General features: G+C 70.6%; 24 protein-coding genes. 8 read left to right on the plus strand and 16 right to left on the minus strand.

Annotated features, from left to right (window positions below):
* Positions 1-59: 59 nt before the first annotated feature.
* On the plus strand, positions 60-719 hold the full coding sequence (locus tag ACFY1H_RS00765; RefSeq protein ID WP_366577093.1) for a DUF998 domain-containing protein: 660 nt from the start codon (positions 60-62) through the stop codon (positions 717-719).
* Here ACFY1H_RS00765 and ACFY1H_RS00770 read toward each other — a convergent pair.
* The 3 genes from ACFY1H_RS00770 to ACFY1H_RS00780 form a co-directional block, all read right to left on the minus strand.
* Positions 716-1,096 carry a DUF6188 family protein gene (locus ACFY1H_RS00770; RefSeq protein ID WP_386943674.1) on the minus strand — a complete coding sequence of 127 codons (381 nt, stop codon included), beginning with the start codon at positions 1,094-1,096 and terminating at the stop codon, positions 716-718. The genes ACFY1H_RS00765 and ACFY1H_RS00770 overlap by 4 nt on opposite strands.
* Positions 1,097-1,174: 78 nt before the next feature.
* Positions 1,175-1,813, minus strand: coding sequence for an IclR family transcriptional regulator (locus ACFY1H_RS00775; protein WP_386943676.1), 639 nt, complete (start codon positions 1,811-1,813; stop codon positions 1,175-1,177).
* The gene (locus tag ACFY1H_RS00780) at positions 1,810-2,664 is read right to left on the minus strand and encodes a hypothetical protein (RefSeq protein WP_366577885.1); all 855 of its coding nucleotides are present in this window, start codon (positions 2,662-2,664) and stop codon (positions 1,810-1,812) included. Before ACFY1H_RS00780 ends, ACFY1H_RS00775 begins: the two co-directional genes overlap by 4 nt.
* 85 nt (positions 2,665-2,749) lie before the next feature.
* On the opposite strand from ACFY1H_RS00780, the gene ACFY1H_RS00785 reads away from it, so the two are divergent.
* Positions 2,750-3,925, plus strand: a complete 1,176-nt coding sequence (locus ACFY1H_RS00785; protein ID WP_366577089.1) for a homogentisate 1,2-dioxygenase — start codon at positions 2,750-2,752, stop codon at positions 3,923-3,925.
* Here the strand turns inward: ACFY1H_RS00785 and ACFY1H_RS00790 are convergent.
* The 3 genes from ACFY1H_RS00790 to ACFY1H_RS00800 are packed head-to-tail and all read right to left on the minus strand — an operon-like array spanning position 3,883 to position 7,033.
* Entirely contained in the window at positions 3,883-4,881 is a 999-nt protein-coding gene (locus ACFY1H_RS00790; RefSeq protein ID WP_386943678.1) for a hypothetical protein, read from the minus strand. The genes ACFY1H_RS00785 and ACFY1H_RS00790 overlap by 43 nt on opposite strands.
* Positions 4,882-4,890: 9 nt before the next feature.
* On the minus strand, positions 4,891-5,886 hold the full coding sequence (locus ACFY1H_RS00795) for a hypothetical protein (RefSeq protein ID WP_386943680.1): 996 nt from the start codon (positions 5,884-5,886) through the stop codon (positions 4,891-4,893).
* A gap of 31 nt (positions 5,887-5,917) precedes the next feature.
* Positions 5,918-7,033, minus strand: a complete 1,116-nt coding sequence (locus ACFY1H_RS00800) for a hypothetical protein (RefSeq protein ID WP_386943682.1) — start codon at positions 7,031-7,033, stop codon at positions 5,918-5,920.
* Positions 7,034-7,154: 121 nt separating this feature from the next.
* Between ACFY1H_RS00800 and ACFY1H_RS00805 the strand changes: the two genes are divergently transcribed.
* Positions 7,155-7,955: a DUF2470 domain-containing protein gene (locus ACFY1H_RS00805; RefSeq protein WP_386943683.1), complete on the plus strand. Its 801-nt coding sequence runs from the start codon at positions 7,155-7,157 to the stop codon at positions 7,953-7,955.
* A gap of 674 nt (positions 7,956-8,629) precedes the next feature.
* On the opposite strand, the gene ACFY1H_RS00810 is transcribed toward ACFY1H_RS00805, so the two are convergent.
* On the minus strand, positions 8,630-9,097 hold the full coding sequence (locus ACFY1H_RS00810; RefSeq protein ID WP_366577081.1) for a PPOX class F420-dependent oxidoreductase: 468 nt from the start codon (positions 9,095-9,097) through the stop codon (positions 8,630-8,632).
* Between the two features lie 22 nt (positions 9,098-9,119).
* On the opposite strand from ACFY1H_RS00810, the gene ACFY1H_RS00815 reads away from it, so the two are divergent.
* The 3 genes from ACFY1H_RS00815 (at position 9,120) to ACFY1H_RS00825 (ending at position 11,882) form a co-directional block, all read left to right on the plus strand.
* Complete coding sequence (locus tag ACFY1H_RS00815) at positions 9,120-9,944, plus strand: CPBP family intramembrane glutamic endopeptidase (RefSeq protein WP_366577079.1); 825 nt, start codon at positions 9,120-9,122, stop codon at positions 9,942-9,944.
* A gap of 51 nt (positions 9,945-9,995) precedes the next feature.
* A complete protein-coding gene (locus tag ACFY1H_RS00820; RefSeq protein WP_366577883.1) occupies positions 9,996-11,180 on the plus strand; it encodes an arginine deiminase in 1,185 nt (394 codons plus the stop codon).
* 150 nt (positions 11,181-11,330) lie between these two features.
* A complete protein-coding gene (locus ACFY1H_RS00825) occupies positions 11,331-11,882 on the plus strand; it encodes a ferritin (RefSeq protein ID WP_366577078.1) in 552 nt (183 codons plus the stop codon).
* Between the two features lie 1,023 nt (positions 11,883-12,905).
* On the opposite strand, the gene ACFY1H_RS00830 is transcribed toward ACFY1H_RS00825, so the two are convergent.
* The 4 genes from ACFY1H_RS00830 to ACFY1H_RS00845 form a co-directional block, all read right to left on the minus strand.
* Complete coding sequence (locus tag ACFY1H_RS00830) at positions 12,906-13,730, minus strand: hypothetical protein (protein WP_386943686.1); 825 nt, start codon at positions 13,728-13,730, stop codon at positions 12,906-12,908.
* The gene (locus tag ACFY1H_RS00835; protein WP_386943688.1) at positions 13,727-14,296 is read right to left on the minus strand and encodes a SigE family RNA polymerase sigma factor; all 570 of its coding nucleotides are present in this window, start codon (positions 14,294-14,296) and stop codon (positions 13,727-13,729) included. Before ACFY1H_RS00835 ends, ACFY1H_RS00830 begins: the two co-directional genes overlap by 4 nt.
* A 122-nt stretch (positions 14,297-14,418) precedes the next feature.
* Positions 14,419-14,772: a DUF952 domain-containing protein gene (locus ACFY1H_RS00840; protein WP_386943690.1), complete on the minus strand. Its 354-nt coding sequence runs from the start codon at positions 14,770-14,772 to the stop codon at positions 14,419-14,421.
* Positions 14,773-14,897: 125 nt separating this feature from the next.
* The gene (locus tag ACFY1H_RS00845) at positions 14,898-15,773 is read right to left on the minus strand and encodes a DUF5926 family protein (RefSeq protein ID WP_366577071.1); all 876 of its coding nucleotides are present in this window, start codon (positions 15,771-15,773) and stop codon (positions 14,898-14,900) included.
* A 178-nt stretch (positions 15,774-15,951) separates the two neighbouring features.
* Between ACFY1H_RS00845 and ACFY1H_RS00850 the strand changes: the two genes are divergently transcribed.
* On the plus strand, positions 15,952-17,106 hold the full coding sequence (locus ACFY1H_RS00850) for a cytochrome P450 (RefSeq protein WP_366577070.1): 1,155 nt from the start codon (positions 15,952-15,954) through the stop codon (positions 17,104-17,106).
* A gap of 446 nt (positions 17,107-17,552) precedes the next feature.
* On the opposite strand, the gene mca is transcribed toward ACFY1H_RS00850, so the two are convergent.
* The gene (gene mca, locus ACFY1H_RS00855) at positions 17,553-18,350 is read right to left on the minus strand and encodes a mycothiol conjugate amidase Mca (RefSeq protein WP_386943692.1); all 798 of its coding nucleotides are present in this window, start codon (positions 18,348-18,350) and stop codon (positions 17,553-17,555) included.
* A 100-nt stretch (positions 18,351-18,450) separates the two neighbouring features.
* Between mca and ACFY1H_RS00860 the strand changes: the two genes are divergently transcribed.
* Positions 18,451-19,035 (plus strand): TetR/AcrR family transcriptional regulator, encoded by a 585-nt coding sequence (locus tag ACFY1H_RS00860; protein ID WP_386943694.1) that lies wholly within the window; start codon positions 18,451-18,453, stop codon positions 19,033-19,035.
* Between the two features lie 71 nt (positions 19,036-19,106).
* On the opposite strand, the gene ACFY1H_RS00865 is transcribed toward ACFY1H_RS00860, so the two are convergent.
* The 4 genes from ACFY1H_RS00865 to ACFY1H_RS00880 all read right to left on the minus strand — a co-directional run bounded on the left by ACFY1H_RS00865 (position 19,107) and on the right by ACFY1H_RS00880 (position 23,563).
* Entirely contained in the window at positions 19,107-20,039 is a 933-nt protein-coding gene (locus ACFY1H_RS00865; RefSeq protein ID WP_386943696.1) for a DUF4328 domain-containing protein, read from the minus strand.
* An 897-nt stretch (positions 20,040-20,936) separates the two neighbouring features.
* A complete protein-coding gene (locus ACFY1H_RS00870) occupies positions 20,937-21,287 on the minus strand; it encodes a rhodanese-like domain-containing protein (RefSeq protein ID WP_366577063.1) in 351 nt (116 codons plus the stop codon).
* A 50-nt stretch (positions 21,288-21,337) separates the two neighbouring features.
* Complete coding sequence (locus ACFY1H_RS00875) at positions 21,338-21,655, minus strand: DUF485 domain-containing protein (RefSeq protein WP_364043731.1); 318 nt, start codon at positions 21,653-21,655, stop codon at positions 21,338-21,340.
* Positions 21,656-21,775: 120 nt separating this feature from the next.
* Positions 21,776-23,563 (minus strand): cation acetate symporter, encoded by a 1,788-nt coding sequence (locus ACFY1H_RS00880; RefSeq protein WP_366577061.1) that lies wholly within the window; start codon positions 23,561-23,563, stop codon positions 21,776-21,778.
* Between the last annotated feature and the right edge of the window lie 61 nt (positions 23,564-23,624).

The raw sequence follows: 23,624 nt of genomic DNA on the forward strand, positions 1-23,624 counted from the left end.
TGAACCCGCGATGACGCGGGAAGCCTTGCCCTTCGCCATGACCACCGAGGAGTGCCCCCATGCCGAAGGCCGCGCCCGCCGCCGTGTCCCCCGTGCACGGCCGGCTCGCGCTGGCCGGCATGGCGCTCGCGGTGGCCATCGCGGCTGACCTGCACCTGCGGCTGTCGGCGCAGGTCAGCCCGGTGTGGCAGACGCTGTCGGAGTACGTCTACGGCCACCTCGGCAGCCGCTCGGCCGCGCCGCTGTTCAGCGCGATGTGCCTGGCGCTGGCGCTCGGTTCCGTCGCGCTGCTGGCCGGGCTGGTGAAGGCCCGCCGCTCGCCCGCGGTCGTCGTGCTGCTCGGCGTGTGGTGCGCGGGCCTCACGATCTGCGCGACCGTCCCCGTCGACCCCGACGGCCAGGCCCGCACGTTCGACGGCCAGCTCCACAACGCCGCCGCCATCACCGCGTTCCTCGCCCTGCCGGCCGCCGCTTGGCTGCTCACACGCCGCGGCACGCCGAAGTGCCCGTGGGAACCGCGCCGTACCACCATCCGCGGCCTGGCCGTCGCGAGCCTGGCGAGCGTGCTGATCGTGCTCGGCGGGTTCGTCTTCGAGCTGATCACCGGCCCCGCGCAGCAGGAAGTGACGCTGGGGTTGTTCGAGCGGCTGCTGTTCTGCGTCGACCTGGCGCTGCTGCTCACGATGGTGCGACCGCTGCTGGCGGCCGCGCGCCGCTAGGCGTCCGGGCCCACCAGGATCGGCTCGACGCCGTGGCCGGTGAGCCACCATGACTCGTACTGCCGGTCCGGCCCCACGCGCAGCTCGGCGCCGCCGTCGAAGACCACCGTCAGCGTGCCCTCCTCGGGCACCGCCACCTCGGTGACGCGTTGCCCGAACAGCGCCAGCACCGGTGCCAGGGCCGCGCCGCTGCCGGGCTCCAGCTCGTGGCTCACGCCCTCGACGTCACGCAGCACGAACGACGTCTCGAGCACCAGCTCGGCGTCCACCCGCGGCTCGTCGGCCGGGTCCGGCTGATCGACCAGCGCGAGGCGCACCTGGTAGTCGAACGACGTCCGGCGCACCTCGCAACCGACGAGCTCACTCGGAACGTTCACCTGGGCACCTCCGCGACGGCTCCTCGGCAAGCCGTCCCCTTTGTTCCACGAGACCATATTCCAGCACGCCACGCCGCACTACGCGTCGGTTCTGAGCACCTCGGTCAGCTTTCCGGCCGCCGCGATGACCTGGGGCCCGACCGCGGCCGCGGCCAACGGCTCCAGCGACACCACGCCGACGCTCGCCCGCAGCCCCGGCACCCCGCGCACCGGCGCGGCCACACCGGACGCACCGGCCTCCAGCTCGCCCGTGGAAGCGACCCAGCCGTCTCCTCCGGGCCGCAGCGCCATCGCCCGGCCCGCCGCGCCCGCGCTCAGCGGATGACGGCTGCCCACGCGGTACGCGACGTGGTAGCTCGTCCACGACGGCTCCACCACCGCCACGGCCTGCGCCTGATCGCCCTGGGCCACGGTGAGGTGGGCCGTGGCGCCGACCTTCTCCGCCAGCTCCCGCAGCACCGGCCGCGCCGCTTCGCGCAGCTGCGGCAGCACCTGCCCGGCCAGCCGGAGCAGGCCGACGCCGAGGCGCACCTTCGTGCCGTCGCGCCAGATCAGGCCGCGCTCCGACAACGGCACCAGCAGCCGGTAGACGGCCGCGCGGCTCGCGCCGATCGTCACGGCCAGCTCGGAGATGGTCGCCGCCTCCTCGCCCGCGTCGGCCACCGCCTGCAGCAGCGCCAGGCCGCGGTCGAGGGTCAGCGACCCCTCCCTGCTCACAGCAGCTCGAGCTCACCCAGGTCGGCCACCGGCTCGGCGAACGACGCCGCCGCGTACGACGCGAAGAGCTCTCGCACGGCCTTCGCGGCCGGCTCCGACAACGCGCGGGCCTCGTCGGCCAGCGCCTTGCCGTCGGTGGACTCCAGCGCCTCGCGGACGTCGCCGCCCGAGAGGCAGCGGGCCGACGCGACGATCAGGTTCAGGAAACCGTGGTGCGTGAAGCCCGTCTCCGCATCGGTGTGGCGGACGGCGCGGTGAAGGCTGTTGGTGGCCTTGAACGACGCGCCGGGCGCGCCGCTGACCACCGACATGAAGTCGGCGACCTCGTCGACGCTGGGGAAGTTCTCCCCCGCCGGGCCGCCGCAGCGGATCTTCGGCCAGCTGCCGTGCTCGATCACCTTGCGCACGCCGTCGAGCCAGCCGACTCCGCGGCGCGGCTCGACCACGCGGATCACGTCCTCGGGCACGAACTCCGAGACGCGCTCCAGCCACACCTCGTCGACGTCCGACGGCGCCGGCATCTCGACCATCCGCAGCGACAGCAGCTCGCTGCGCGACTCGACGATCGAGATGGCCTTGGGCACGCCGCCGAGCCCGGTGTCGATGATCAGTGACAGCGGCAGCGGCTCCTTCGGCTTGATCTTGATCAACTCGGTGATCAGCTCCGGCAGCCGCGAGGCCTGGCAGAGAAAAACACCCAGTACACCGGCGTGTTCACCCGCCCGCGACTCGTAGTGCGCTCGCAGCGCTTCGGGCATGGCCGCGTCCGCGGGCGGAAAGAGCGCCGAGTCGTCGACGAGCCGCGCGAACAGGGGAGGAATTCCACGGGGGCCGGGGGGCGTGAGTTCCACAGCGCTTGACACGAATGACACGCTAGTAGCGTACGACAACAGGACAAAATCGTTCGTTCTGCGGACACCTCCGGAGGAGTCAGCCATGCCCTTCTACCGGCGAGTAGGCGAGGTCCCCCACAAGCGGCACACCGCCTTCCGCAAGCCCGACGGCGGCCTCTACGCCGAGGAGCTGATGGGCGTCGAGGGCTTCTCCGCCGACTCGGCACTGCTGTACCACCGCGGCCTGCCGACGGCGATCGTCGACGCCGTGGCCGTGCCCGACGACCGCGGCGCCCTCGTGCCCAACCACCCGCTGAAGCCGCGGCACTTCAAGACGCCGGAGCTGAAGTTCGGCGCCTCCGCCGACGCCGTGACCGACCGGCGCCGCCTGTTCGGCAACGCCGACGTGACCATCGGCTTCGTCGTCGCCACCGCTCCGTCGCCCCTGTACCGCAACGCGGCTGGCGACGAGCTGTTCTACGTCCAGGGCGGTTCGGCTGTCTTCGAGACGATCTACGGCACGCTGGAGGCCTCGGACGGCGACTACGTGGTGATCCCGACGTCGTGCACCTACCGCGTGGTGCCGCAGGGCGAGGTGCGCCTGTACGTGCTGGAGGCGCGCGGGCACATCGGCCCGCCGAAGCGGTACCTGTCGGCGAAGGGGCAGTTCCTGGAGCACTCGCCGTACTGCGAGCGTGACCTCCGGGGACCGGTCGAGCCGCTGCTGGTGGACGGTTCCGATGTCGACGTGCTGGTGCGCCACCGCGCCGGCCTGACCCGCTACACCTACGCGACCCACCCGTTCGACGTCGTCGGCTGGGACGGCTGCCTGTACCCCTGGGCGTTCAACATCGACGACTTCGAGCCCATCACCGGCCGCGTGCACCAGCCTCCGCCCGTGCACCAGACGTTCGAGGGGCCGAACTTCGTCGTGTGCTCGTTCTGCCCCCGCAAGGTCGACTACCACGAGGACTCGATCCCCGTGCCGTACAACCACGCGAACGTCGACTCCGACGAGCTCATGTTCTACGTCCGCGGCAACTACGAAGCCCGCCGCGGCTCGGGCATCGCCATCGGCTCCCTGTCCCTGCACCCGTCGGGCTTCACCCACGGCCCCCAGCCGGGCGCCGCGGAGGCGTCCATCGGCGCGGAGTTCTTCGACGAGACAGCGGTGATGGTGGACACCTTCGCGCCCCTGGAACTCGGGGAGGCGGCTTCGGCGTCGGAGGATCCGGGCTACGCGTGGTCGTGGTCGGGGAGGGGTCCGACGGGGTCCTGAAACCGGACGGTGCCGATCCAGGCGTGGCCGGGCAGGCCGGCTCGTGAGCCGCTGATCCAGAGCTTCCTGGAGGCAGCGATGTCGAGGGCCGCGGCGAGGGAAACTCCGCGGAGCCGGAAGGCGGCCGTGGTGCCGTCCGGCCGGACAGCACGGCTCTCGACGGTCAGCCGGTCGTGGGTGACCGCGATCGCCGGTTCGGCCACGAGCTCCAGCTCGGTCCACTCCGCGGCTCGGGAGGGCCGTAGGCACAGGACCACGGCGAGTGCGGTCGACAGGACCGTGAGCGCCCCCAGAACGACCATCAACGGGGAGAACAACCGTTCTCCCTGCTGAAAAATCAGCCACGCTGCCACGTAGAGCGCCGAGAGGAGCGCCACCGCGGCGACTTCGCCCCACTCCCGGCGCTTGCGCAGCGCTCGGAGGGGCTCGGCGTCAGGTGTCGTCGTGGGCTGGGCCGGAGCCACTTCGCGGCTACCGCCGGGCGACTCGTCGCGAATCCGCGCCGGGACGAGGCCGGCTTCGGCGGTCAGCACCGCGGCGCGGTCGCCGTCACGGAGCAGCCACAGCCGTCGGCGCCGTGCGAGCACCTCCGCCGCGTACCGCGAGGCCCTGAACCGCACCCAGCGCCCGTCGGCCAGCTGCGCACCGATCACCCGTCCGGCCACGACGGCGCGGACTTCGGCCTGTTCGAAGGCCTTGCCCAGCAACGGCTTCACCCGCTGCTGTCGAACCATGGTCAGCCCGCGCACCACCGCGCTCCCGACGAAGACGTAGCCGAGCAGCACCGCCTCGGCGACCGTCATCGTCGCGCCGGCCACGAACCCCGCCGCGACCATCACGAGCACGATGGCCAACACCAGCTGTCGCCCTTCCGCTCGCCTGGCTGCTTTGGTCAGCTCGCCGAACAACGGCAAACGTTCCGCGGGGAGGGTGGGATCGGGCTCCCAGAAGTGCATCCGTGCTCCTCAGGCTTCGTCGAGGCGCTGAACGTGGATCCGGCGGCCGCCGATCTGAGCCCGGACGAGTTTGCCGCTGAACCAGAGCTGTCCCGCCGACGCGAACTCGAGAGCGAGGAAGAGGTCGGCACCGGGGACGACGAACGAGACACGCGTGCCGTCAGCAAGCACGCCGCGACCCTCGACCCGCAGCAGGCGCAGCTGCCGCTGCCGCATCCGCACGGAGGAGATGGCCGGGCCTGGGTCGACGGCGAACTCGGACCACCGTCGGGAGCCACCCCCGGCGATCGCGCCGATGACGTACTGCAGCGTCAGTCCCGCCGTGACCACCGGGCCGATCGTCAGCACGATGGCGAAGAAGGAGCGGTCGTCCTGCGGATAACCCAGCCGCGCCCAGACCAGGAGTGCCGTCGTCACCCCGAACACCACCATCCTGTGCCGGATCAGGCGGAGGTTCCCCGACTTCCGGGCGGCTTCCCAGGCGTCGGCGGGCGGTGGGGGCGGCTGGGCGCCGTTGCGGAGCGGTTCGGTGCGGATCCGGGCCTTGAGCAGTCCGGCGCCAGGCAACAGGACCCGTGCCCGGTCGCCGTGCCGCAGCACCCAGAGCCTCCGTTGCGCGATCAGCGGGGGCTGCGTGGTCCTGGAGGTGATCGTGAGCCAGTGGCCGTCCGGCAGGCGCACCGCGACCCGGCGGCGGCTCACCTCGATCCCGCCGGGGTCGACGTCCACCAGCACGAAGGCCTCCGCGAGCAGTGGTTTGAGCTGCCAGTGGGCGAGAACCGACCGCGCGTGCAGCAGCAGGTAACCGCCGAGCAGGTACGCCAGCAGCACGACGTCCGCGACGGAGAGGTGGTAGTCGACCAAGACGACCGCGACGACGAACGCCACCAGCACAACGGCGGCGATCGAGCGACCGGTCGCCTGGCGCGGTGACGCGGCAAAGATCTTGTCGAACAACGGCAGCTGCCCGGCCGGGACGGTCGGATCGGGCTCCCACGTGGGCATCGTCGTCACTCCGCTCGGTGGCGTTCGTGGCTCACTGGCCGGCCGGCTGGGCGGCGGGTTCCGCCGGCGCCCGGTCCAGGGCCGGTCGGAACCGCGCCACGCCGATCACGGGATAGCCGGGCACGCCGATGGTCACGACGCCGAGCCGAGCGGCACCGAGCGTCCACAGGCGATCGGAGGCGGCGACGTCAAGCGCGAGGGAGGCGAAGACCTTCGACGTGCGGAAGCCGGCCACGCTGCCGTCGGGAAGCCGGACATGCCCCTTCAGCACCGCGCGGAAGCTGCCGCTGAACGTGATCTGCCGGTCCAGCACGGGCAATTCGGTCCACGAGCTCTCCGAGCGCGGCCTGAGCAGCTTCCACAGAGTGACGGCGCCGACCAGCGTGTGCAAGGCGGTCAGCAAACCCAGGACGGCGATCACGGCGGCGGTCGCCGCGGCGAAGTCCACGGAGACCGTCCGGGCGACCACGTCCGCCTTGAGGCCCACCACGGCCCACATCGCCAAGCCGACGGAGATCACGTTCAGCAGGACCACGATCAGCATCGTCGGGACCTTGGCGCGACGGTCCGTGTTGAGCACCCGGTCCTCGCGCGGTGGGACCACGTCACGCGGTATCACCGGCAGCTGCTTTGCGCCTCTCACCGGCGCGGCGGCCAGCCGGCCCTTCCAGACCAGGACGATCCCGGGCACCACCACGGAAACGCGGTCGCCGCGCCTGAGCAGCCACAACCGACGTTGCCCGGCGAGCTGGAGGCGGACGCCGGCGGGCAGCCTGGTGTTCAGCCAGCGGCCGTCGGGCAACCGCACACCGACGCGGCCGCGCCGTGCGACCAGACCGTCGGGATCCACCAGCACCAGCTCGAACATGGCGGCGGGGCCCGGCTTCGTCCTGATCCCCGAGACGACGGCCGGCACCCAGCTGAGCAGGATCCGGCAGCCGAGGAAGGCGACGAAGATCGACGCAGGTGCGTTGGCGCCGGCGAACAGCAGGGCAAGGCCGGCCGCCGTGATCACGGACCCGATCGCCACCTGGGTCGCCGCAGTGCGGCGGGCCTTCGCGTAGACGACGCCGAATGGCGGTAGTGCAGCAGCCGGCACCCCCGGTTGCGGTTCCCAGACGGGGATTGTGGTCGTTTTGTCGGTCATGTTCTCCCCAGGTGGCGGTATGGATCACCGGCTATTCGCCACTCGTGCGGGGTGCGTTACGGATCGGGTCTTCCTTTCTTGGCCAGACTCAGGTTAGGCTCACCTAAGTAGGAGGTGACCCGTGACCGAGGCCCCGACATCCGTCCGACGCCCGCCCGCGCCGAACCCCGCCGAGCGGGCCAAGACGATCGCGACGCGCAACGGACCGGCGACGATCATGCCGACCGTCGAGCGCGCCGATTGCGAGGCCGAGCGCGTGGTGCCCGTGCTGCACCACGTGCACCACAGCGGCAGCGTCAGCATCCTTCTGCCCGACGAGCACCCGATGGTGCGCACGTCGCGGCAGAATCAGCGCGGCGAGCTCGCCGTCATGGTCGAGCTCGCCGACCACGCCCCGGTGGAGCTGCGGGAACCCATCCGCGGCCTGCTGTGGATAACCGGGTGGCTCCGGCCGCTCTCGGCGGTCTCGGCGCGCGCCCGCGCCGTGTCGATCGCCGAGCAGCGGCCGGACGAGCGGCTCCTGGACGTCGGCCACGGCCTGACGCTCCTGCGCCTCACCCCCGCGTCCCTGGTCCTGGCCGACGCGGAGGGCACCCACTCGCTGCGTCCGCACATGTTCAGCGCGGCACCGCCGGACCCGTTCCACAGCTACGAGGCCGAGTGGCTGCGGCACCTGGAGAGTGACCATTCCGACGTCGTCGAGCAGCTCGCGCAGCACCTGCCGCCGGGCCTGCAGCACGGGCGCATCCGCCCGCTCGGCCTCGACCGCTACGGCCTGCGCCTGCGCGTCGAATCCGACACCGGCGACCACGACGTGCGGCTGGCGTTCTCCCAGTCGATCGACAGCCCGCCCAAGCTGGCCGCCGAGCTTCGCCGGCTGGTCGGCTGCCCGTTCCTTCGCCGGCAGCACCGGTCCGACTGACGTGCTTTCCCGGCTGGGGATGATTCGTCGGCCATCCACAGGCGGGGGCATGTCGAGTGATCCACCTGTGGACAACTCGCGGTCATCCCCATGGGGACAGCCCGGCACCTGTCCCCATGGGGATGAGTTGTCCCTGGGGACAACGCGGGCACCTTTGCTAGGTCCGACCTAGCTGGCCATTCACAGCATGCCGAGCTGACCGGCTAAAGGTGGTCGGACCCAATCAGCCGCGCATTGAGCGCCGCCCGGCACAGACAGGCCCGACCGAAGTCCGCGCCAGGTCCGAGCCGGCCCAAGCCGGCCCAAGCCAGGTCCGAGCCGGTCCGAGTCAGGTACGACCGAGACGCCGGGACCGGGGGTGTGACCCGCCGAACCTCGTTGGGTTCAACCCAACTGCACGGCGAAGCACACTCAGTGCAGGCCACCGCTAGGAAGTTAGGTCCGACCCAACAAACCGTTGCCCAGGCTCAGCGCCGCCCGGGCCTGAGTCGTTAGGCCAAACCTAACGACTCAGGCCCGGGCACGGCGTCGAGCGCTCGAAGTTGGGTCGCGCCCACCGAACCATCCACAGCCCCCACAGATCCCAGCCGTCGAGCGCTCTGAGCCGGCCCCGTACACGACAAAGGCCGGCCCCACCTCAGTGGAGCCGGCCCGTTCGCCAGAGGGGCAGACGCTCAGTCGTCCGCCAGTTCCGGCGGGAAGCCGCCCGTGGCGATGGGGCCCCAGCGGTCGATGGTGATGCGGATGAGGCTCTTGCCCTGCTTGCGCATGGCTTCGCGGTACTCGTCCCAGTCGGGGTGTTCGCCGGAGATGCTACGGAAGTAGTCGACGAGCGGCTCGACGGAGTCGGGCAGGTCGATGACCTCGGCGGTGCCGTCGACCTGGACCCAGGGGCCGTTCCACTCGTCGGACAGGACGCAAACCGAAACCGCGGAAGAGCGCCGCAGGTTGGCGACCTTCGCCCGCTTCGGGTAGGTCGCGATCACGATCCGGCCCTCCGCGTCGACGCCGCACGTGTTGGGCGAAAGCTGGGGCCGCCCGTCGGCGCGGGTGGTGACCAGGATCGCGTGGTGGCGGGGCTTGAGGAACTCGACCAGCGCGTCGCGGTCGACCTTCGTGTTGGTGGCGATAGTCCGAGGCATACCCCGAAGGTAGCGTGCGCTCATGAGCACGACAGAGCGATCGGGCATCAGGTCCTGGCTGCTGCCCCTTCCGCCCGATTCGCCCGCCCCGATCGTGGACGAGAAGGAGCGCCGGGCCGTCAAGTTCGAGCTGGTGCTCGTCTTCGGCATCACGCTCGGCCTCTCCGGCGCGCGCAGCCTGCTGTCCCTTGTGGACTCGCTCTTGCGTCCGGTCCCGCTGGCGCAGCAACAGGTGCAGCTCAACGTCCCGCAGGCCGCCGCCAGCCTGCTCGACCTGCTGCAGCAGCTGCTCAACGCCCTGCAGCTCGTCAGCTGGGGCGGGCTCGGCCTGTACCTGCTGTGGCGCGCCGGCCTCAAGATCCGTGACATCGGCCTCGACCGCCGTTCCCCCGGGTCCGACGCACTGATCACCGTGGGCCTCGCCGCCGTGATCGGGATTCCGGGGCTGGGCCTGTACTTCCTCTCCTACCACCTCGGCTTCAGCCTCGCGGTGCAACCGTCCACATTGGGCGACACGTGGTGGCGGCCGATCGCGCTCACGCTCTCGGCGTTCGGCAACGCGTTCGCCGAAGAAGTGCTCGTGATCGGTTACCTGCTCACGCGGCTGCGCCAGCTCGGCGTGCGCGAGAACAATTCGCTCGTGGGCGCCGCGGCGCTGCGCGGCTCGTACCACCTGTACCAGGGGTTCGGCGGGTTCGTCGGCAACTTCGTGATGGGCCTGGTGTTCGGCCGCGTCTGGCAGCGCACCAACCGGCTGTGGCCGCTGGTCGCCGCGCACACCCTTTTCGACGTGGTGTCTTTCGTCGGTTATTCACTCCTGAAAGGCCATCTTTCCTGGCTCCCCTGACGCGCGCTCATTAGGCTCGACCTCGTGAACGACGTGACGGCACCGCCCAGGGTGGACAGCGAAGTCGGACCCCTTCGTGCAGTTCTCCTGCACCGGCCGGGAAACGAGCTCAAAAGGCTGACGCCCCGCAACAACGACCAGCTCCTCTTCGACTCCATCCCGTGGGTGGATCGGGCCCAGCAAGAGCACGACGCGTTCGCGGAAGTCCTCCGCGGCCGCGGCGTCGAAGTGCTCCTGTTGGCGGACACCTTGCGCACGGCGCTGGTGGACCCGCGCGCGCACACGGCGGGCGTCCACGCGGCTGTGGATGAACTGCGCCTCGGCGCCGACCTCGCCGATTCGCTGCGTTCGCACTTGAGCGGCGTCGACGCGAACACGCTCGCCGAGGTCCTCATGGCCGGCATGACGTTCGAAGAGCTGCCGACGTCGGAGGGCTCCTCGCTGGTGCGGATGATGCGCGACCCGCACGAGTTCGCCGTCGACCCGCTGCCGAATCTGCTGTTCACGCGCGACTCGTCGGCGTGGATCGGCGACCGCGTGGCGATCTCGTCGCTGACCATGCCCGCGCGCCGGCGCGAAACGGCTGTGCTCGACCTCGTCTACGCGTACCACCCGCGCTTCCGCCACGCGGCTCGCGCGTACGGCGCGCACTCCGCGCCGATCGAGGGCGGCGACGTGATGCTGCTGGCCCCGGGCGTGCTGGCCATCGGCGTCGGCGAGCGCACCACGCCGGCGGGCGCGGAGTCGCTCGCGCGCTCGGTGTTCGCCGACGGCCTCGCGCACACAGTGCTCGCCGTGCCCATCGAGCAGTCCCGCGCGACGATGCACCTGGACACGGTGTGCACGATGGTCGCGGCCGACGCCGTCGTGATGTACCCGCTCGCGCGCGATTCGCTGACCGCGTTCACCGTGCGTCCCACCGGCGACGGCGGGGTGAAAGTCGCGGGCCCGGCACCGTTCTTGAGCGCCGCCGCCGAGGCGATGGGCATCGACCGCCTGCGCGTGATCGACACGGGACTCGATCCGGTGACCGCCGAACGCGAGCAATGGGACGACGGCAACAACACCCTCGCGCTGGCCCCCGGAGTCGTCGTCGGGTACGAACGCAACTTCGAGACCAACGAACGCCTGGCCGACGCCGGGATCGAGGTCCTGGCCATCGCCGGATCCGAGCTGGGCTCAGGTCGCGGCGGCCCGCGCTGCATGTCGTGCCCGATCGTCCGGGACACGATATAAAGCGAAGTTAGCCTTCCCTAAATGGTGGAATTAATTAAGGGAAGGCTAACCAAAATAAGGGAGGATTTCTTTAGGAATGGTAACCCTAATAGGGTGGAGATCACCAGCTAAAAGTGGAAATTAATCGAGAGTTGTCGTACCGTCATTGGCATGGCCCTCACGAAGAAAGAACCGCGCTCGAAGTTCTACGAACTGCTGCAGGCGCAGATCCACAACGAGTTCCACGCGTCCCAGCAGTACATCGCGCTGGCGGTCTGGTTCGACAACGAGGACCTGCCGCAGCTCGCGAAGCACTTCTACAAGCAGTCGGTGGAAGAGCGGAACCACGCGATGGCGCTCGTGCAGTACATGCTCGACCGCGACCACCACGTGGAGGTGCCGGGCGTGAAGGACGTCCGCAACGAGTTCTCCGCCCCGCTGGAGCTCCTCGAGCTCGCGCTGGAGCAGGAGAAGGAGGTCGCCGCCGACGTCTCCGCGCTGGCGAAGGCCGCGCGCGCCGAAGAGGACTACATCAGCGAGCAGTTCACGCAGTGGTTCCTCAAGGAGCAGGTCGAGGAGATCTCCCAGATGTCCACGCTGGTCACCGTCGCGCGCCGCGCAGGTGACAACGTGTACGAGATCGAGAAGTTCCTCCACCGCGAGTCCGTCGGCACGTCCCCCTCCGACGCCGCCATGCCCCCCGTCGCGGGCGGCGCCCTGTAAGGCTGCCGGCTCAACCGGCCCAGCCAACGGGCGCCTTGTCACGATCAGACGAGCCATCGCGGAGCCCGGGTTGTCCCCACGTGGACAACCCGGGCTTCGTCGTTTGTAGGGTTCGCGGCCGCGCGGCGCCGGCTCGTGCCGCTCGCAGTCAGCCCGCGCGGTTGATTCGCTAGGTCCGGCCCACTCAATCATCCACAACGCCAGCCCCAACCAGCACCAGTAGCGCTGCCCGCAGCCAAGCTGAAGCTCGCTAGGTCCGACCTGCTCGGCCACCCACAACACCAGACCCACGCCAGCGCAAGCGCTGTGCACAGCCGAGCTGCAGATCGTTGGGCCCGCCCCATCCAGCTATCCACAAGCCCAGGCCCATGCCAACACCAGCAGCGCTGCCCGCGGTCAAGCTGACCCTCGCTAGGTCCGACCCACTCAAGCATCCACAGCGGCAGACCCATATCAACGCAAGTAGCACTTCCGCGGCCGACCTGCAGGTCGTTGGGCCCGACCCAGCCAGTTATCCACAACGCTGGGCCCATGCCAGCACCAGTAGTCCCGTGCACAGCCTCGCTGGAGCTTATTGGGTCCGACCTACCCGACTGCCCACAGCGCCTCCCACGCGACAGCCGCCGCGCAAACTCCACGGCGCCGCGCCCAGGACGCATTAGGTTGGCCCCAGCCAACTCCATCCACAACGTCCGAGCCCAAAGAGCCCGCGCCAGAGGTACGTGCGAGCGACTGGTGGTTAGTTGGGTCAGGCATAGCCAGTCATCAACAACAGCCCGAGCCGCAGCATCTCTTCGAGTCGCGAGCTAAGGGTCGGTAGGTCCGATCCAACGTCCACAGGTGCGGCGGTCCATCGCGAACTCACTGGGTTCGACCTACCCAGGCCGCCCACAAACGCGGCTCGCCAGCAGCTCACTAGGTCGAGCCCACCCAGTCGGGTCCGCTCATCCACAAGGCCCCGAACAGAGAGGAACCCGGGCTCTCCCCCTGTGGATAGCCCGGGTTCCTCGGTCGGCGCCGGGCTCAGCCGGCGCAGGTTTGGTTGGCGGAGCGGACGTCGAGGCTCGAGACGGAGCCGTCGTCGGCGAGGGTGAAGTGGTAGGCGCCCTCGTCGCCGGTCGGTGCTACCAACTCGTCGGAAGCCTGGGATGTTCCCGGGTACGCGGCGGTCACGTCTTCCTTCGCCGAGCCCTCGCCGACGCCCTCCGGCGTGTGGGCGGCGCCGTCCGGCTTCACGACCACCACGCCGGCGTCCGGCGAAACCACGGCTGTCGCGGCGGGGACGCCTTCGCCGGCGACGTCGTAGTACGTGCAGCCGGCCGATTCCTTGACCGCCGTCAACGTCAGACCCGACGAGGCGAGCTGCTCCTCGGTCATCCCGAGCTTCAAGGCTCCGAGACCGTCCGCCGTCAGCAACGGTCCCTTCGTCACCTTCGTCGGTGCGTCACCTCGCGTCGACGCCGGCGGTGAATGCCGCTTCGGCGGAGCGGTCGACACGTGCGACGGCGCGGCAGGCGGGGCCACGGGCGGATCTTCAGCCGGCGGCGAGGCCGAGGCCACCGGCGCGACCGGCGGCGGAGCGGACACGTTCGGCACTGTCAGTCGCGAAGCCGTCAGGTCGGCCGCGCCCGTCGTGGCCTGAAACTTGAACACCACGAGCCCGCCCGACACCAGCGCGAGCGCGCACACCGCTCCGGACGCCGACATCAGCACCTTGCGCCGCTGCCGACGTCGTCGCGCGCCGGCCATGATCGCCGGCGCCGCGTCGGCCGGAGGTGCGACGCCGAGCCGGTCGTCGGAAAAGAGCGCGCGCAGCCGTTGTTCGAGCTCGTCCTCGGAGACGTTCAACCCGCTTCGCTCCCTTCTCCGTGCTTCAGCTTCGTCCGCAACGAAGCGATGGCCTTGCTGGCCTGGCTCTTCACCGTCCCCTGGCTGACGCCGAGCGCTTCCGCGATCTCGGCCTCGGACAGTCCTTCGTAGTAACGCAGCACCACCACCGCACGTTGCCTCGGCGGCAGATTTCGCAGCGCCTGCCACAGCGGCTCGTGCTCGAACGGGTCGTCCGGCGCGCACGGGCTCGTGTCCGGCAGGTCCGCGACGAGGTTCTCCCGACGCGTGCGTCTCCAGCGGCTGACGTGCGCGTTGGCCATCGAGCGCCGGACGTACGCGAGCGGGTCGCCTGTCTTCTGCTGAACGTAGGACCAGCGCGAACCGATCTTCTCGAGCACGGTCTGCACCAGGTCCGCGGCGTCGTGCGGGTTGCCGGTGAGCGCGTGGCCGTAGCGCAGCAAGCCGGGCAGGCTGGCCTCGACGAAGTCACCGAACTCGGCGAACACCCTGGGCTCGGCCGCCGCCCGCGCGCCCGCGACCCACGTCGGTTCTCCCCCCGAGATGACCGGTGCCGCTGCCGTCACCAAATCGCCCCCTCCCCGGATGAGATCGCCGCGCACCGCGTCCTCGTCATCCCCCACACGCATGGCAGCCCCCGCAGGTTGTCCAGCTCTCGCGACTACTTTCCGTGAACGTTCACGCGATTTCAGCGCACGGAGAGCGACTCGGGCAGCTTCAACGAGCCGTCCGCGCCTGATGGGAAATCGTGTACCGCGACCACAGCGTTTCGCGGGATCGGGCCGTAGATGTGCGGAAAGAGGATCCCGTCTGGGTGCGGCGGGGCGCCCGCCTCCCAGACCACGCGCGCGTCGACCCGCGTGGGGTCGATCTCGAGCAGCAGGAGGTCGGTGCGGCCGCGGTAGATCGCGTTCGCGGGCAGGCTGACGGTGCCGGGGTCGGAGCAGTGGATGAACCCGATTTCGGCGAGCGAAGGCGCGGTGTATCCGCCGGCCTCGGGCACGGCGGCCCACTCGTCGCGGGAACAGATGTGCAGGATCACCCCGACGATCGTGCCACCGCAGGGGCGTGTCGAGGTATGGGTTTACCCGGTGAGCGGGTGTGACTTCGGCGCTGCGATCAACGCTGTGGAAGTTCGGCGTCGAACTTCCACAGCGTCCGGTCGAATCAGCGAATCGTGAGCTGGCGGCCGATGAGGCCGTCGCGTGCACGGCGCTCGGTGGCGTTGAGCGGCTCGGCTTCGAGCGACTTCAGCGCCTCCTCGAGCCGGGCGCCGAGCTGGTCCTTGGGTTCGGCCCATTCCCGCGCGTGCGCCTCGGGGTCGAGGTCCCACACCGGGACGAGCAGGCCGTGGGCGCGGAACGAACCCGCGTACCGCGTGCCCTCGCCGAGGCCCAAGGTGCCCGCCGCGGACAGGCGCGCAAGCGCTTGCAGCAGCAGGTTCTCCGGTTCGGGACGGACCCAGCGCAGGTGCGCCTTCTCGCCGGCGAGCACCCAGTACGCACCGGCGCCGAGGCGTTCGGTGGGCATGATGGCGGCGTTGGCGCGCTCGAGGGACACCGCGACGTCGCCGCTCGCGTCCGCGTCCTCGGGCAGCCACCAGCCGAAGTCGCTGTGGAGCGTGAGCTCGAGCTCGGCGGCGGGCGCGAGCAGGTCCTGCAGGCGGTTGTGCTCGTCCGGGTCGGTCGGGGTCGTCGTGTCGGGGACGGACAGCACGTCACCCGGCTTCGCGTCGAGCACCCAGCGCAGCGACCGGCCGAGGTCGCGGCTGATGTCCGACGACCGCGTCTGCACCTGCAGCCCGAGGTAGCGCTGCCCGTCGGACCGGACGAACGCCGCGGCCGCCATGGGCAGCACGGTGCCGAGGGTGACGTCGCCGCCTTCGGCGAGCGTGAGCTTCGCCGTGGCCGACGGCACGAACTCGCGCAACGCGATCAGCTCCGGCTCCGCGGCCAGACCCTCGAAGGGCTGCCCGACGAAAACGTCGCGCACCTTCGGTTTGCGGTCCGGCTTGGGACCCTTCTTCCGCGCGCCTTTACCCACTTCAGCCTCCTCAAAGCTCGACGCCAGACGCTATCGAAGCGGGGGCCGTGAGGGGCGCCCGGGTTACTGATCCGGCCAAAAGCAGGCGGACCCCCACGAGGCACGTAACTGTTGTTACGAAGCCATTCGGCCGTGGCTGTGGTCGGATTGGTAACGATCGGCGCAGTAGAGTCGGCTCGTGTTCGACGCTTCCGATCCCGCCTTCCTCGCCGACCCGTACCCCGCGTTCGCCGCGCTGCGCGCCGAGGGCGAGGTGCACCACCACGATGGGCTCGACCTGGCGATCACCGTTTCCCACGCCGCTTCGGCCGCCGTGTTGCGCCACCGCGGGCTGGGCCGGATCTGGACGGACGCGCAGCCGCTGGAGCGGTTCGCGTCGTTCAACCTGCTGCATCGCAACTCCTTGCTGGAGAACGAACCGCCGGCCCACACGCGGCTGCGGCGCGTGATCGCGGGCGAGTTCGGGCGCGGCCACGTGCAGCGGCTGCGGCCGATGGTCGCGCGGCTCGCTTCGTCCATGGTGGACACACTGGCGGGCAAGATCGAGGCCGACGGTAGCGCTGACCTGCTGGAACACCTCGCGCAGCCGTTGCCGGTGGCCGTGATCGCGGAGCTGCTCGGCATCCCCGTCGAGGACGGGCCGCGGCTGGTGGCGTGGAGCAACGCGATCGTGAAGATGTACGAGTTCGGCCTGCCCGAAGCCGGCCGCGACGCCGCCGAGCAGGCCGCGGCCGACTTCGTCGCGTACCTGCGCTCGGTGGTCAGCGGGACGCCGGGCGGGATCGTCGCCGACCTCGTGGCCAGTGAGCTCACGCCGGACGAGGTCGTGGCCACGGCCGTGCTCCTGCTGATGGCGGGCCACGAGGCGACGGTGAACGTGATCGGCAACGGGGTGCTCGCTCTGCTGACCCACCGGTCCGAGTGGGAACGACTTGGGTCGGACCCAAGTTTGCTCGACTCGGCCGTGGAAGAACTGATCCGGTTCGACGCGCCGCTGCAGCTGTTCGAGCGCACGGCGACGGAGGATGTGGACATCGCCGGGTACCGGGTGGCGCGCGGCACGAAGATCGGCGCGCTCCTGGGGGCGGCGGCGCGGGATCCTCGGGTGTTCGATTCGCCGGATGTGCTGGACATCGGCCGCTCGCCGAACGCGCATCTCGGTTTCGGGATGGGGATCCACTACTGCGTGGGCGCGCCGCTCGCGCGGGTGGAGATCGCGGCGGCGCTGTCAGCACTGTCCACCCGACTGCCGGGGCTGCGTCTGGCGGCCGAGCCGGAGCGGCGGCCGGAGTTCGTGATCAGGGGATTGAGGACGTTGCCGGTGACGGTTTGATCGGATCTTGACGGGCCGGGCGCCGGTTGTGCTGGTTTGACTCGTGCTGGTCGGGCGAGTCTGGCTGGCCGGGCGGCTCTGGCTGGTCGGGCGGCTCTGGCTGGTCGGGCGGTCAGGGTGATTCGGCGAGTCGGGTGCGGCTGACCAGATGCTCTGGCCGGGCCAAGGTGGTCTGATTTGCCCGGCCGGATCGGTCAGCTAGGCCGGCCGAGCGCGTGGACTGATCGGCCGGATCGGTCGGTCGAGCCAGGCAGGTTGGTCGGTCAGGTCGGCCAGCCGGCTGGTCGGGGTCAGGTGGGCTGGTCGGCCGGGTGCGGCTGACCAGATGCTCTGGCCGGGCCAAGATGGTCTGATTCGCCCGGCCGGATCGGTCAGCTGGGCCGGCCGGGTGCGTGGACTGGTCGGCCAGTCGGCTGGTCGGGGTCAGGTGGGGCTGGTCGGCCGGGTCAGCGGAGGCCGGCGAAGAGGTCGTCTTCGTGGGTGTCCGGGGTGCTGCCGACGAGGTGGTACTCCTCCCAGGGCCAGGCGGCGCGTTCGACGTCGCGGGAGTGGTGGAAGAACGGGTGGGCCGGGTCGGCCTGGGTGGCGTGGGCTTTGAGGGCGCGGTCGCGGGTGTCGAAGTACTGCTCGCAGCGGATTCTGGTGGTGGCGCGGAGGCGGTCGGGCGGGAGCTCGTCGAGGACCGGGCCCATTTGTGACTCGAGGCCGGCGGCGAGGGTGGCGTCGTGCATGGCCTGGAACCACGCGCGGCTGAGGGTGGCTTGGTAGTAGAGCTTGCGTGGGGTGCCGTCGTCGGTGGCGGCGAAGGCGGCTCGGGTGGCTTCGTGGGTGCGGATGTGGTCGGGGTGTGGATAACCGCCGGTCTCGTCGTAGGTGATCACGACCTGTGGACGGAATTCGCGGAGCAGGTCTTCGAGAGGCTTGGCGGCGTCCTCAATGGACAGTTTCGCGAAGCAGCCTTCGGGTAGCGGCTGGTCGAGGCCTGAGTCGGCGTGGCCCAGGAACTGTTGACGCACACCGAGAATCTCCGCAGCGGCGGCCATTTCGCGGCGACGGACGGCGGGTAGGTCCCTGTGGATGGCCGGGGTGTCCAGCGCTGGGTTGAGCACATCGCCGCGCTCGCCGCCGGTGCAGGTGGCCACGAGGACGTCGACGCCTTCCGCGGCGTAGCGGGCGAGGGTGGCTGCGCCCTTGCTGGATTCGTCGTCGGGATGGGCGTGGACGGCGAGCAGGCGCAAGGTCATCGGGTGTCCCTTCGGAGTTGATTAGGTCGGACCTAAGATTAGGTTGGGGAAGTTCACTGGGTCAAGCACAAATTTAGGTTGGACCTAGTATGCTGGCCGGGTGAGCCTCAGGGAGCAGAAGAAACTCGAGACCAGGCAGAACATCTCGCACGCGGCGACGCGGCTGTTCATCGCGCGGGGATTCGAGGGGGTGACGATCGCCGACGTCGCGGAGGCGGCGCGCGTCGCGAAGATGACCGTGACCAATCACTTCGGGCGCAAGGAGGACCTGGTCTTCGACATCCGCAACGACTTCGTCGACTGGCCGGCGAAGCTGGTGCAGCAGGCGCCGTCGAGCACGCCGTTCGCGGCAGTGCGCGACGGGTATTACGCGGCGCTCGACGAGCGGAGTGCGCTGCTGGGGTTCGCGGGGATCGAGTTCGTCGGGATGGTGCGCGGAAGCGTGACGCTGATGGCCGCGCTCGCGCAGATGCACCTCGACCGGGAACAGCAGCTCGCCGCCGTCCTGCCGGAGCCCGAGTCCCCCATCCTCGCGCGCACGACGGCGGCCCACCTGACCTCGGTGCTGCGGCTGCTCTTCGACGAGACCTGGGACCTCACCTACGCCGGCGACAACAACCTGGTCCCCAAACTGCGCGACGCGGCGACGAAGGCGTTCGGACAGCTCGAACCAGCGCTCGGCTGAGGCTCAACGACTGCCGTCGGCCTGACAACAGATGCCGCAGCGAACCTCGCGCGGGGCAGAGGTTCAGGGGCTCAGCGAGCAGCCCCGACCGGACGGGCGTTGTGCAGCTCCGGCTCCGGGGCGCCGTCGATCTTGAGGACGCGGAGGGTGCGCAAGCGGCCGGGGGCGATCGGCATCAGGAGGTCGGAGAAGCGGCGGATGACGAGGGCCGTGGTGATCGCCAGTGCGGCGGCCGTGAGGTCGGTGAGGGCGACGAGGACGACGCTGTCGGCCATCGCCTGGACGCCCGGGCGCAGGCGCCAGATGATCGTGACCGCGAGGAGCACCCAGTTGGCGAGCCAGGTGGCCCACCAGACCAGGACGAGGCGGGAGGGCTTGGGGCGTTCGTCGCGGGGGCGGCGGAGGACTGCGTGTTCCAGTTCGCCCACCACGGACAGCGCCATGGGCAGGTTTGCGATCGGCACGAGCACGCCGACGAGCACCTGCCACACGGGACGTGCGGGCTCGACGCCGGCCTCGTCGGCGGCGGCGTGGCGGGCGACGAGCAGCCACCACACGGCCAGGCCGGCCGGGAGCAGCGAAAGAATGGTGGTCAGCAGGCCGGCGGTGACGACGAACGCGTCGGAGAAGCCGACCACCGACGTGCTCAGCGCGGAGTCGCGGCTCTGCACCAGCAGGGCGTAGCGCCAGATCTCCGAGCCCGCCGCGGCGAGCGCGAGGACCACGAACGTCCACAGGATGGTGTTGAGGCTCTGCGCCAGGACCGGGATGCGGTCGATCGCGCGCACCGCGCCGGACGCGGTGCCGGGCACGGTCGTCGGGCGGCGCCAGACGAGGTTCGGGAAGCCCCAGCGCGGCGGGGTCGGGTAGGACGGCGGGCCGGTGTACGGCGTGGCCGCCACCGCGCGCCGGCGCGTGACCGAGCCGGGCGGGGGCGAGGCGACCCACTTCAGGCGTGGACGTTGCCGCGGCGGCGACGGATGCTCCGGCCCGGTGCGGTGCACCTGGCCCTGCGGGGCCGCGGTGAACGGGCGGGCCGTGGCAGCCAGCGGCGGGTACTGGGGCTGCTGCGCGGGGGCTGAGAATCCCGGGTGGTGGCCGGCCTCGGCCGGGTAGGCGCCGGGGCCGGGCGCCGGGTAGCTGCCAGCCTGCGAGTACCCGCCAGCGTGACTCGAGCCAGCCGGCCCAGCGCCGCTCGCGGAGTGAGGCGCCCTGGCGTACGGATCCGAAGCGCCCGCAGGTGAGCCAGGACCACCAGCCGCCTGAGCACCAAACCCCGGCGCAGAGTGAGGCACCCTGGCGTACGGATCCGAAGCGCCCACACGTGAGTCAGGACCACCAGCCGGCCCACCAAAGCCCGGCACTGCGGCCTGGCCCGAGGCGCCGGGTGAACCAGGACCACCGACCGGCGGCGGGCCAAAACCCTCCCCGGGCTTAGGCACCGCGGCGTACGTATTCGAAGCGCCCGCGGCCGAGCCGGCACCGTCGACCGGCGCGCCGTAACGCGCCCCCGAGGGCGAGTCCGAGACGCCTGCAGGTGAGCCAGGACTACCAGCCGCCTGCGCACCAAAACCCGGCGCAGAGTGAGGCACCCCGGCGTACGGATCCGAAGCGCCCGCAGATGAGTTGGGGCCAGCTGACGCACCAAAGCCCGGCACAGCGGCCTGGCCCGAGGCGCCCGGCGAGCCAGCGCCATCAGCCGACCCACCAAAGCCCTGCCCGGACTGTGGCACCCCCGTCTGCGGGTCTGAGCCGCCGGCCGGAGCGCCGAACCCCGGCACCCAGCCGTCAGGCGAAGACTCGCCCTGCCAAGGCGGGTACTGCGGCCAGCCCGCGCCGCCCTGAGGGCCCGCGGGGTGGGCGGGTCCCGGGGGGACGGGGGGCTGGGCCGGTGGCATCCGTCAGATGACCTCGGGTTCGGCGCCCGCGGTTTCGCTCACCATGGGGCGGCCCTCGCGGGCCCAGGAGCCCATGCCGCCGGCGACGTTGACGGCGTCCCAGCCGCTGGCGTTGAGCCAGGCGGTGGCGCGGGCCGAGCGGCCGCCGCTGCGGCAGATGACGTAGACGGGCTGGTCGTCGGGGAGCTCGGAGAGCTCGTCGACGCGCGCGGGCAGCTCGCCGAGGGGGATGTGGACGGCGCCGGGCGCGTGGCCGGCGGCCCACTCGTCGTCCTCGCGGACGTCCAGCAGGGCGACGCCGTCCGTCGGCAGGTCACGGACCTCGGCGGTCGGCAGTTCAGCGGGGCTCACCACAGTTCCATGCTCCCATGTCCAGGCGTTGTACGCGTGTGAGGAACCAGACGCTAGCCCCCGTACTCGGCGCGCAGCTCCGCGGCCAGGGGATCCAGCTTGCGGTTCGCGAAGCGCACGTACAACGCGGTGATGACGAACGTCGTCAGGAACTGCGCCAAGCCCAGCACCAGACCCACGGTGATGTTGCCCCACAGTCGCGCGCTCATGAATGCGTGCGCGTAGTCCGCGAGGAGCACGTAGAGCAGGTACCAGGCCAGGAACGCCGCCGACATCGGGAACACGAACCCGCGCCGACGCCGGCGCAGCTGCTGGAACTCGGGCGTCGCCTGCACGTGCTCCCAGTCGACGTCCGCTTCGGTGCGTTCCACGGCGCCCCTCCCGACAACGACACCACCACGACCAATACGAAGATCTTGCGCCCCGGAAAGGCTGACGCGACCTCGTCGAATCGGGTGATTGAGGAGCAACCTCGAGTGACCCCGAGTGACCTACTTGCGGTGCCGGCCCCGCCCGGCGCGTGCCTTGTCCTCCGCCTGGCCGAACCGCGCGACGGCCCGGTCCCGCATGAGGCCGAGCGGGTCGGGGGCGTGCAGGCGCAGCATGATGTCGTTGACCAGCTCCGGCCGCCCGTAGCGGGTCAGGCGGCTGACCACGTACGTCGTGATGAACGCCGCCGGCACCGAGATCAGACCCGGCTGGCTCGTGTACCAAGGCGCTTCGAAGCTCGCGTAGCCGGCTGCGATGTCGACGCCCAGCGCGGCCAGCACCAGCCCGCCGCCGACGAGCATGCCCGCCAGCGCGCCCGGCCAGCTGAGCTTGCGCCACCAGATGCCGAGCAGCAGCAGCGGGCTGAACGTCGAGGCCGCCAACGCGAACGTCAGGCCGATCGACAGCGAGATGTCTTCCGTGCGCAGCAGGAACGCCAGGCCGAGGGGACACAGCGCGACGATGGCCGTGCCCACCTTGAAGTCCTTGACGCGCCCCGGAAGCAGGTCCGTGGACACCACGCCGGCCACGCTCACCAGCAGCCCCGACGAGCTCGACAGGAACGCCGCGAACGCGCCCGCCGCCACGATCGCCGCGAGGATCTGGCCCGCCACGCCCGGCACCATCGCCGACGGCAGCATCAGCACGGCCGCGTCGGTGTTGCCCGTGACGAGCAGCTGCGGCACGTACATCCGCGACAGCGCGCCCAGCATCGTCGGGAACAGGTAGAACAGCCCGAGCAGCAGCAGCACGTGGACGGTCGTGCGGCGCGCGGCCTTGCCGTCGGGATTGGTGTAGAAGCGCACCAGCACGTGGGGCAGGCCCATGGTGCCGAGGAACAGCGCGAAGATCAGCGAGTACGTCTGCAGCAGGTCGGTGATCTTGCCGGACGCGGGGTGCAGCCACGCGTCGTTGGACGCCGGCGCGTCGCTGATCACCGGCACCGGCGTGCCCGCGGCGAACTTGAGCGTGGTGCCCTTCTCGACCGTGTGCGGGACCAGCGGCGACCAGCGCGCCACGCCGCGCGCGGGGCCGTCGTCGATGCGGCCGTCGGCGTAGAAGTAGGTCTCGGTCGAGACCTTCACCGTCACGTCGGTCTGCACCGAAACCGTGGTGTCCTGGGTGAACACGGGCGGGGCCGGCGAGCCGAGCGAGCGCACGCCGCCGGGGCCGCCGCCGCTGAAGAACACCATGCACAGCACGAAAGTCGGCACGGAGATCGCGAACAGCTTGAGCCAGTACTGGAAGGCCTGGACCACCGTGATCGCGCGCATGCCGCCGGCGATCACGTTGATCCCCACCAGAATCGTGACCACGACCGCGCCCACCCACGCGGGCACGGGCAGGATCGACGCGAGCGTGAGCCCCGCGCCCTGCAGCTGCGGGACCATGTAGAGGATGCCGATGAACACGACGAACGCCGTCGCGAAGCGGCGCAGCCCCAGTGAACCGAGGCGCATCTCCACGAAGTCCGGCAGCGTGTACGCGCCCGAGCGGCGCAGCGGCGCGGCGACGAAGAGCATCAGCGCGAGGTAGCCGGCGGTGAAACCGATCGGATACCAGGTGGCGTCGGCGCCTTCCTTGAGCACGATGCCCGCGACGCCCAGGAACGACGCCGCCGACAGGTACTCACCCGAGATCGCCGCGGCGTTGCGGCGCGAACGGACCGTTCGCCTGGCGACGAGGAAATCGTGTGTGCTGGTGGCCGAACGCGACGAGCGGTACCCGAGGTAGTACGTCGCGAGGGCGACCAGCACGACGCCGGTCAACGCCCACGGGTTCAGCTGCACGGCTGGAATCCTCGCACGAGCCCGCGGGCCGGTGATGCCCCGCCACCGGGGCTTTCCCGTC

The organism is Amycolatopsis sp. NPDC001319 (genome assembly GCF_042896185.1).
GTDB lineage: Bacteria > Actinomycetota > Actinomycetes > Mycobacteriales > Pseudonocardiaceae > Amycolatopsis.

What these genes read in the sequence shown, in the direction of transcription:
- ACFY1H_RS00810 (WP_366577081.1), bottom strand. Translation starts at nt 9,097, where the DNA reads ATGCCTCGGACTATCGCCACCAACACGAAGGTCGACCGCGACGCGCTG.
- ACFY1H_RS00825 (WP_366577078.1), top strand. Translation starts at nt 11,331, where the DNA reads ATGGCCCTCACGAAGAAAGAACCGCGCTCGAAGTTCTACGAACTGCTG.
- ACFY1H_RS00790 (WP_386943678.1), bottom strand. Translation starts at nt 4,881, where the DNA reads ATGCACTTCTGGGAGCCCGATCCCACCCTCCCCGCGGAACGTTTGCCG.
- ACFY1H_RS00785 (WP_366577089.1), top strand. Translation starts at nt 2,750, where the DNA reads ATGCCCTTCTACCGGCGAGTAGGCGAGGTCCCCCACAAGCGGCACACC.
- ACFY1H_RS00800 (WP_386943682.1), bottom strand. Translation starts at nt 7,033, where the DNA reads ATGACCGACAAAACGACCACAATCCCCGTCTGGGAACCGCAACCGGGG.
- mca (WP_386943692.1), bottom strand. Translation starts at nt 18,350, where the DNA reads ATGACCTTGCGCCTGCTCGCCGTCCACGCCCATCCCGACGACGAATCC.
- ACFY1H_RS00765 (WP_366577093.1), top strand. Translation starts at nt 60, where the DNA reads ATGCCGAAGGCCGCGCCCGCCGCCGTGTCCCCCGTGCACGGCCGGCTC.
- ACFY1H_RS00815 (WP_366577079.1), top strand. Translation starts at nt 9,120, where the DNA reads ATGAGCACGACAGAGCGATCGGGCATCAGGTCCTGGCTGCTGCCCCTT.
- ACFY1H_RS00795 (WP_386943680.1), bottom strand. Translation starts at nt 5,886, where the DNA reads ATGCCCACGTGGGAGCCCGATCCGACCGTCCCGGCCGGGCAGCTGCCG.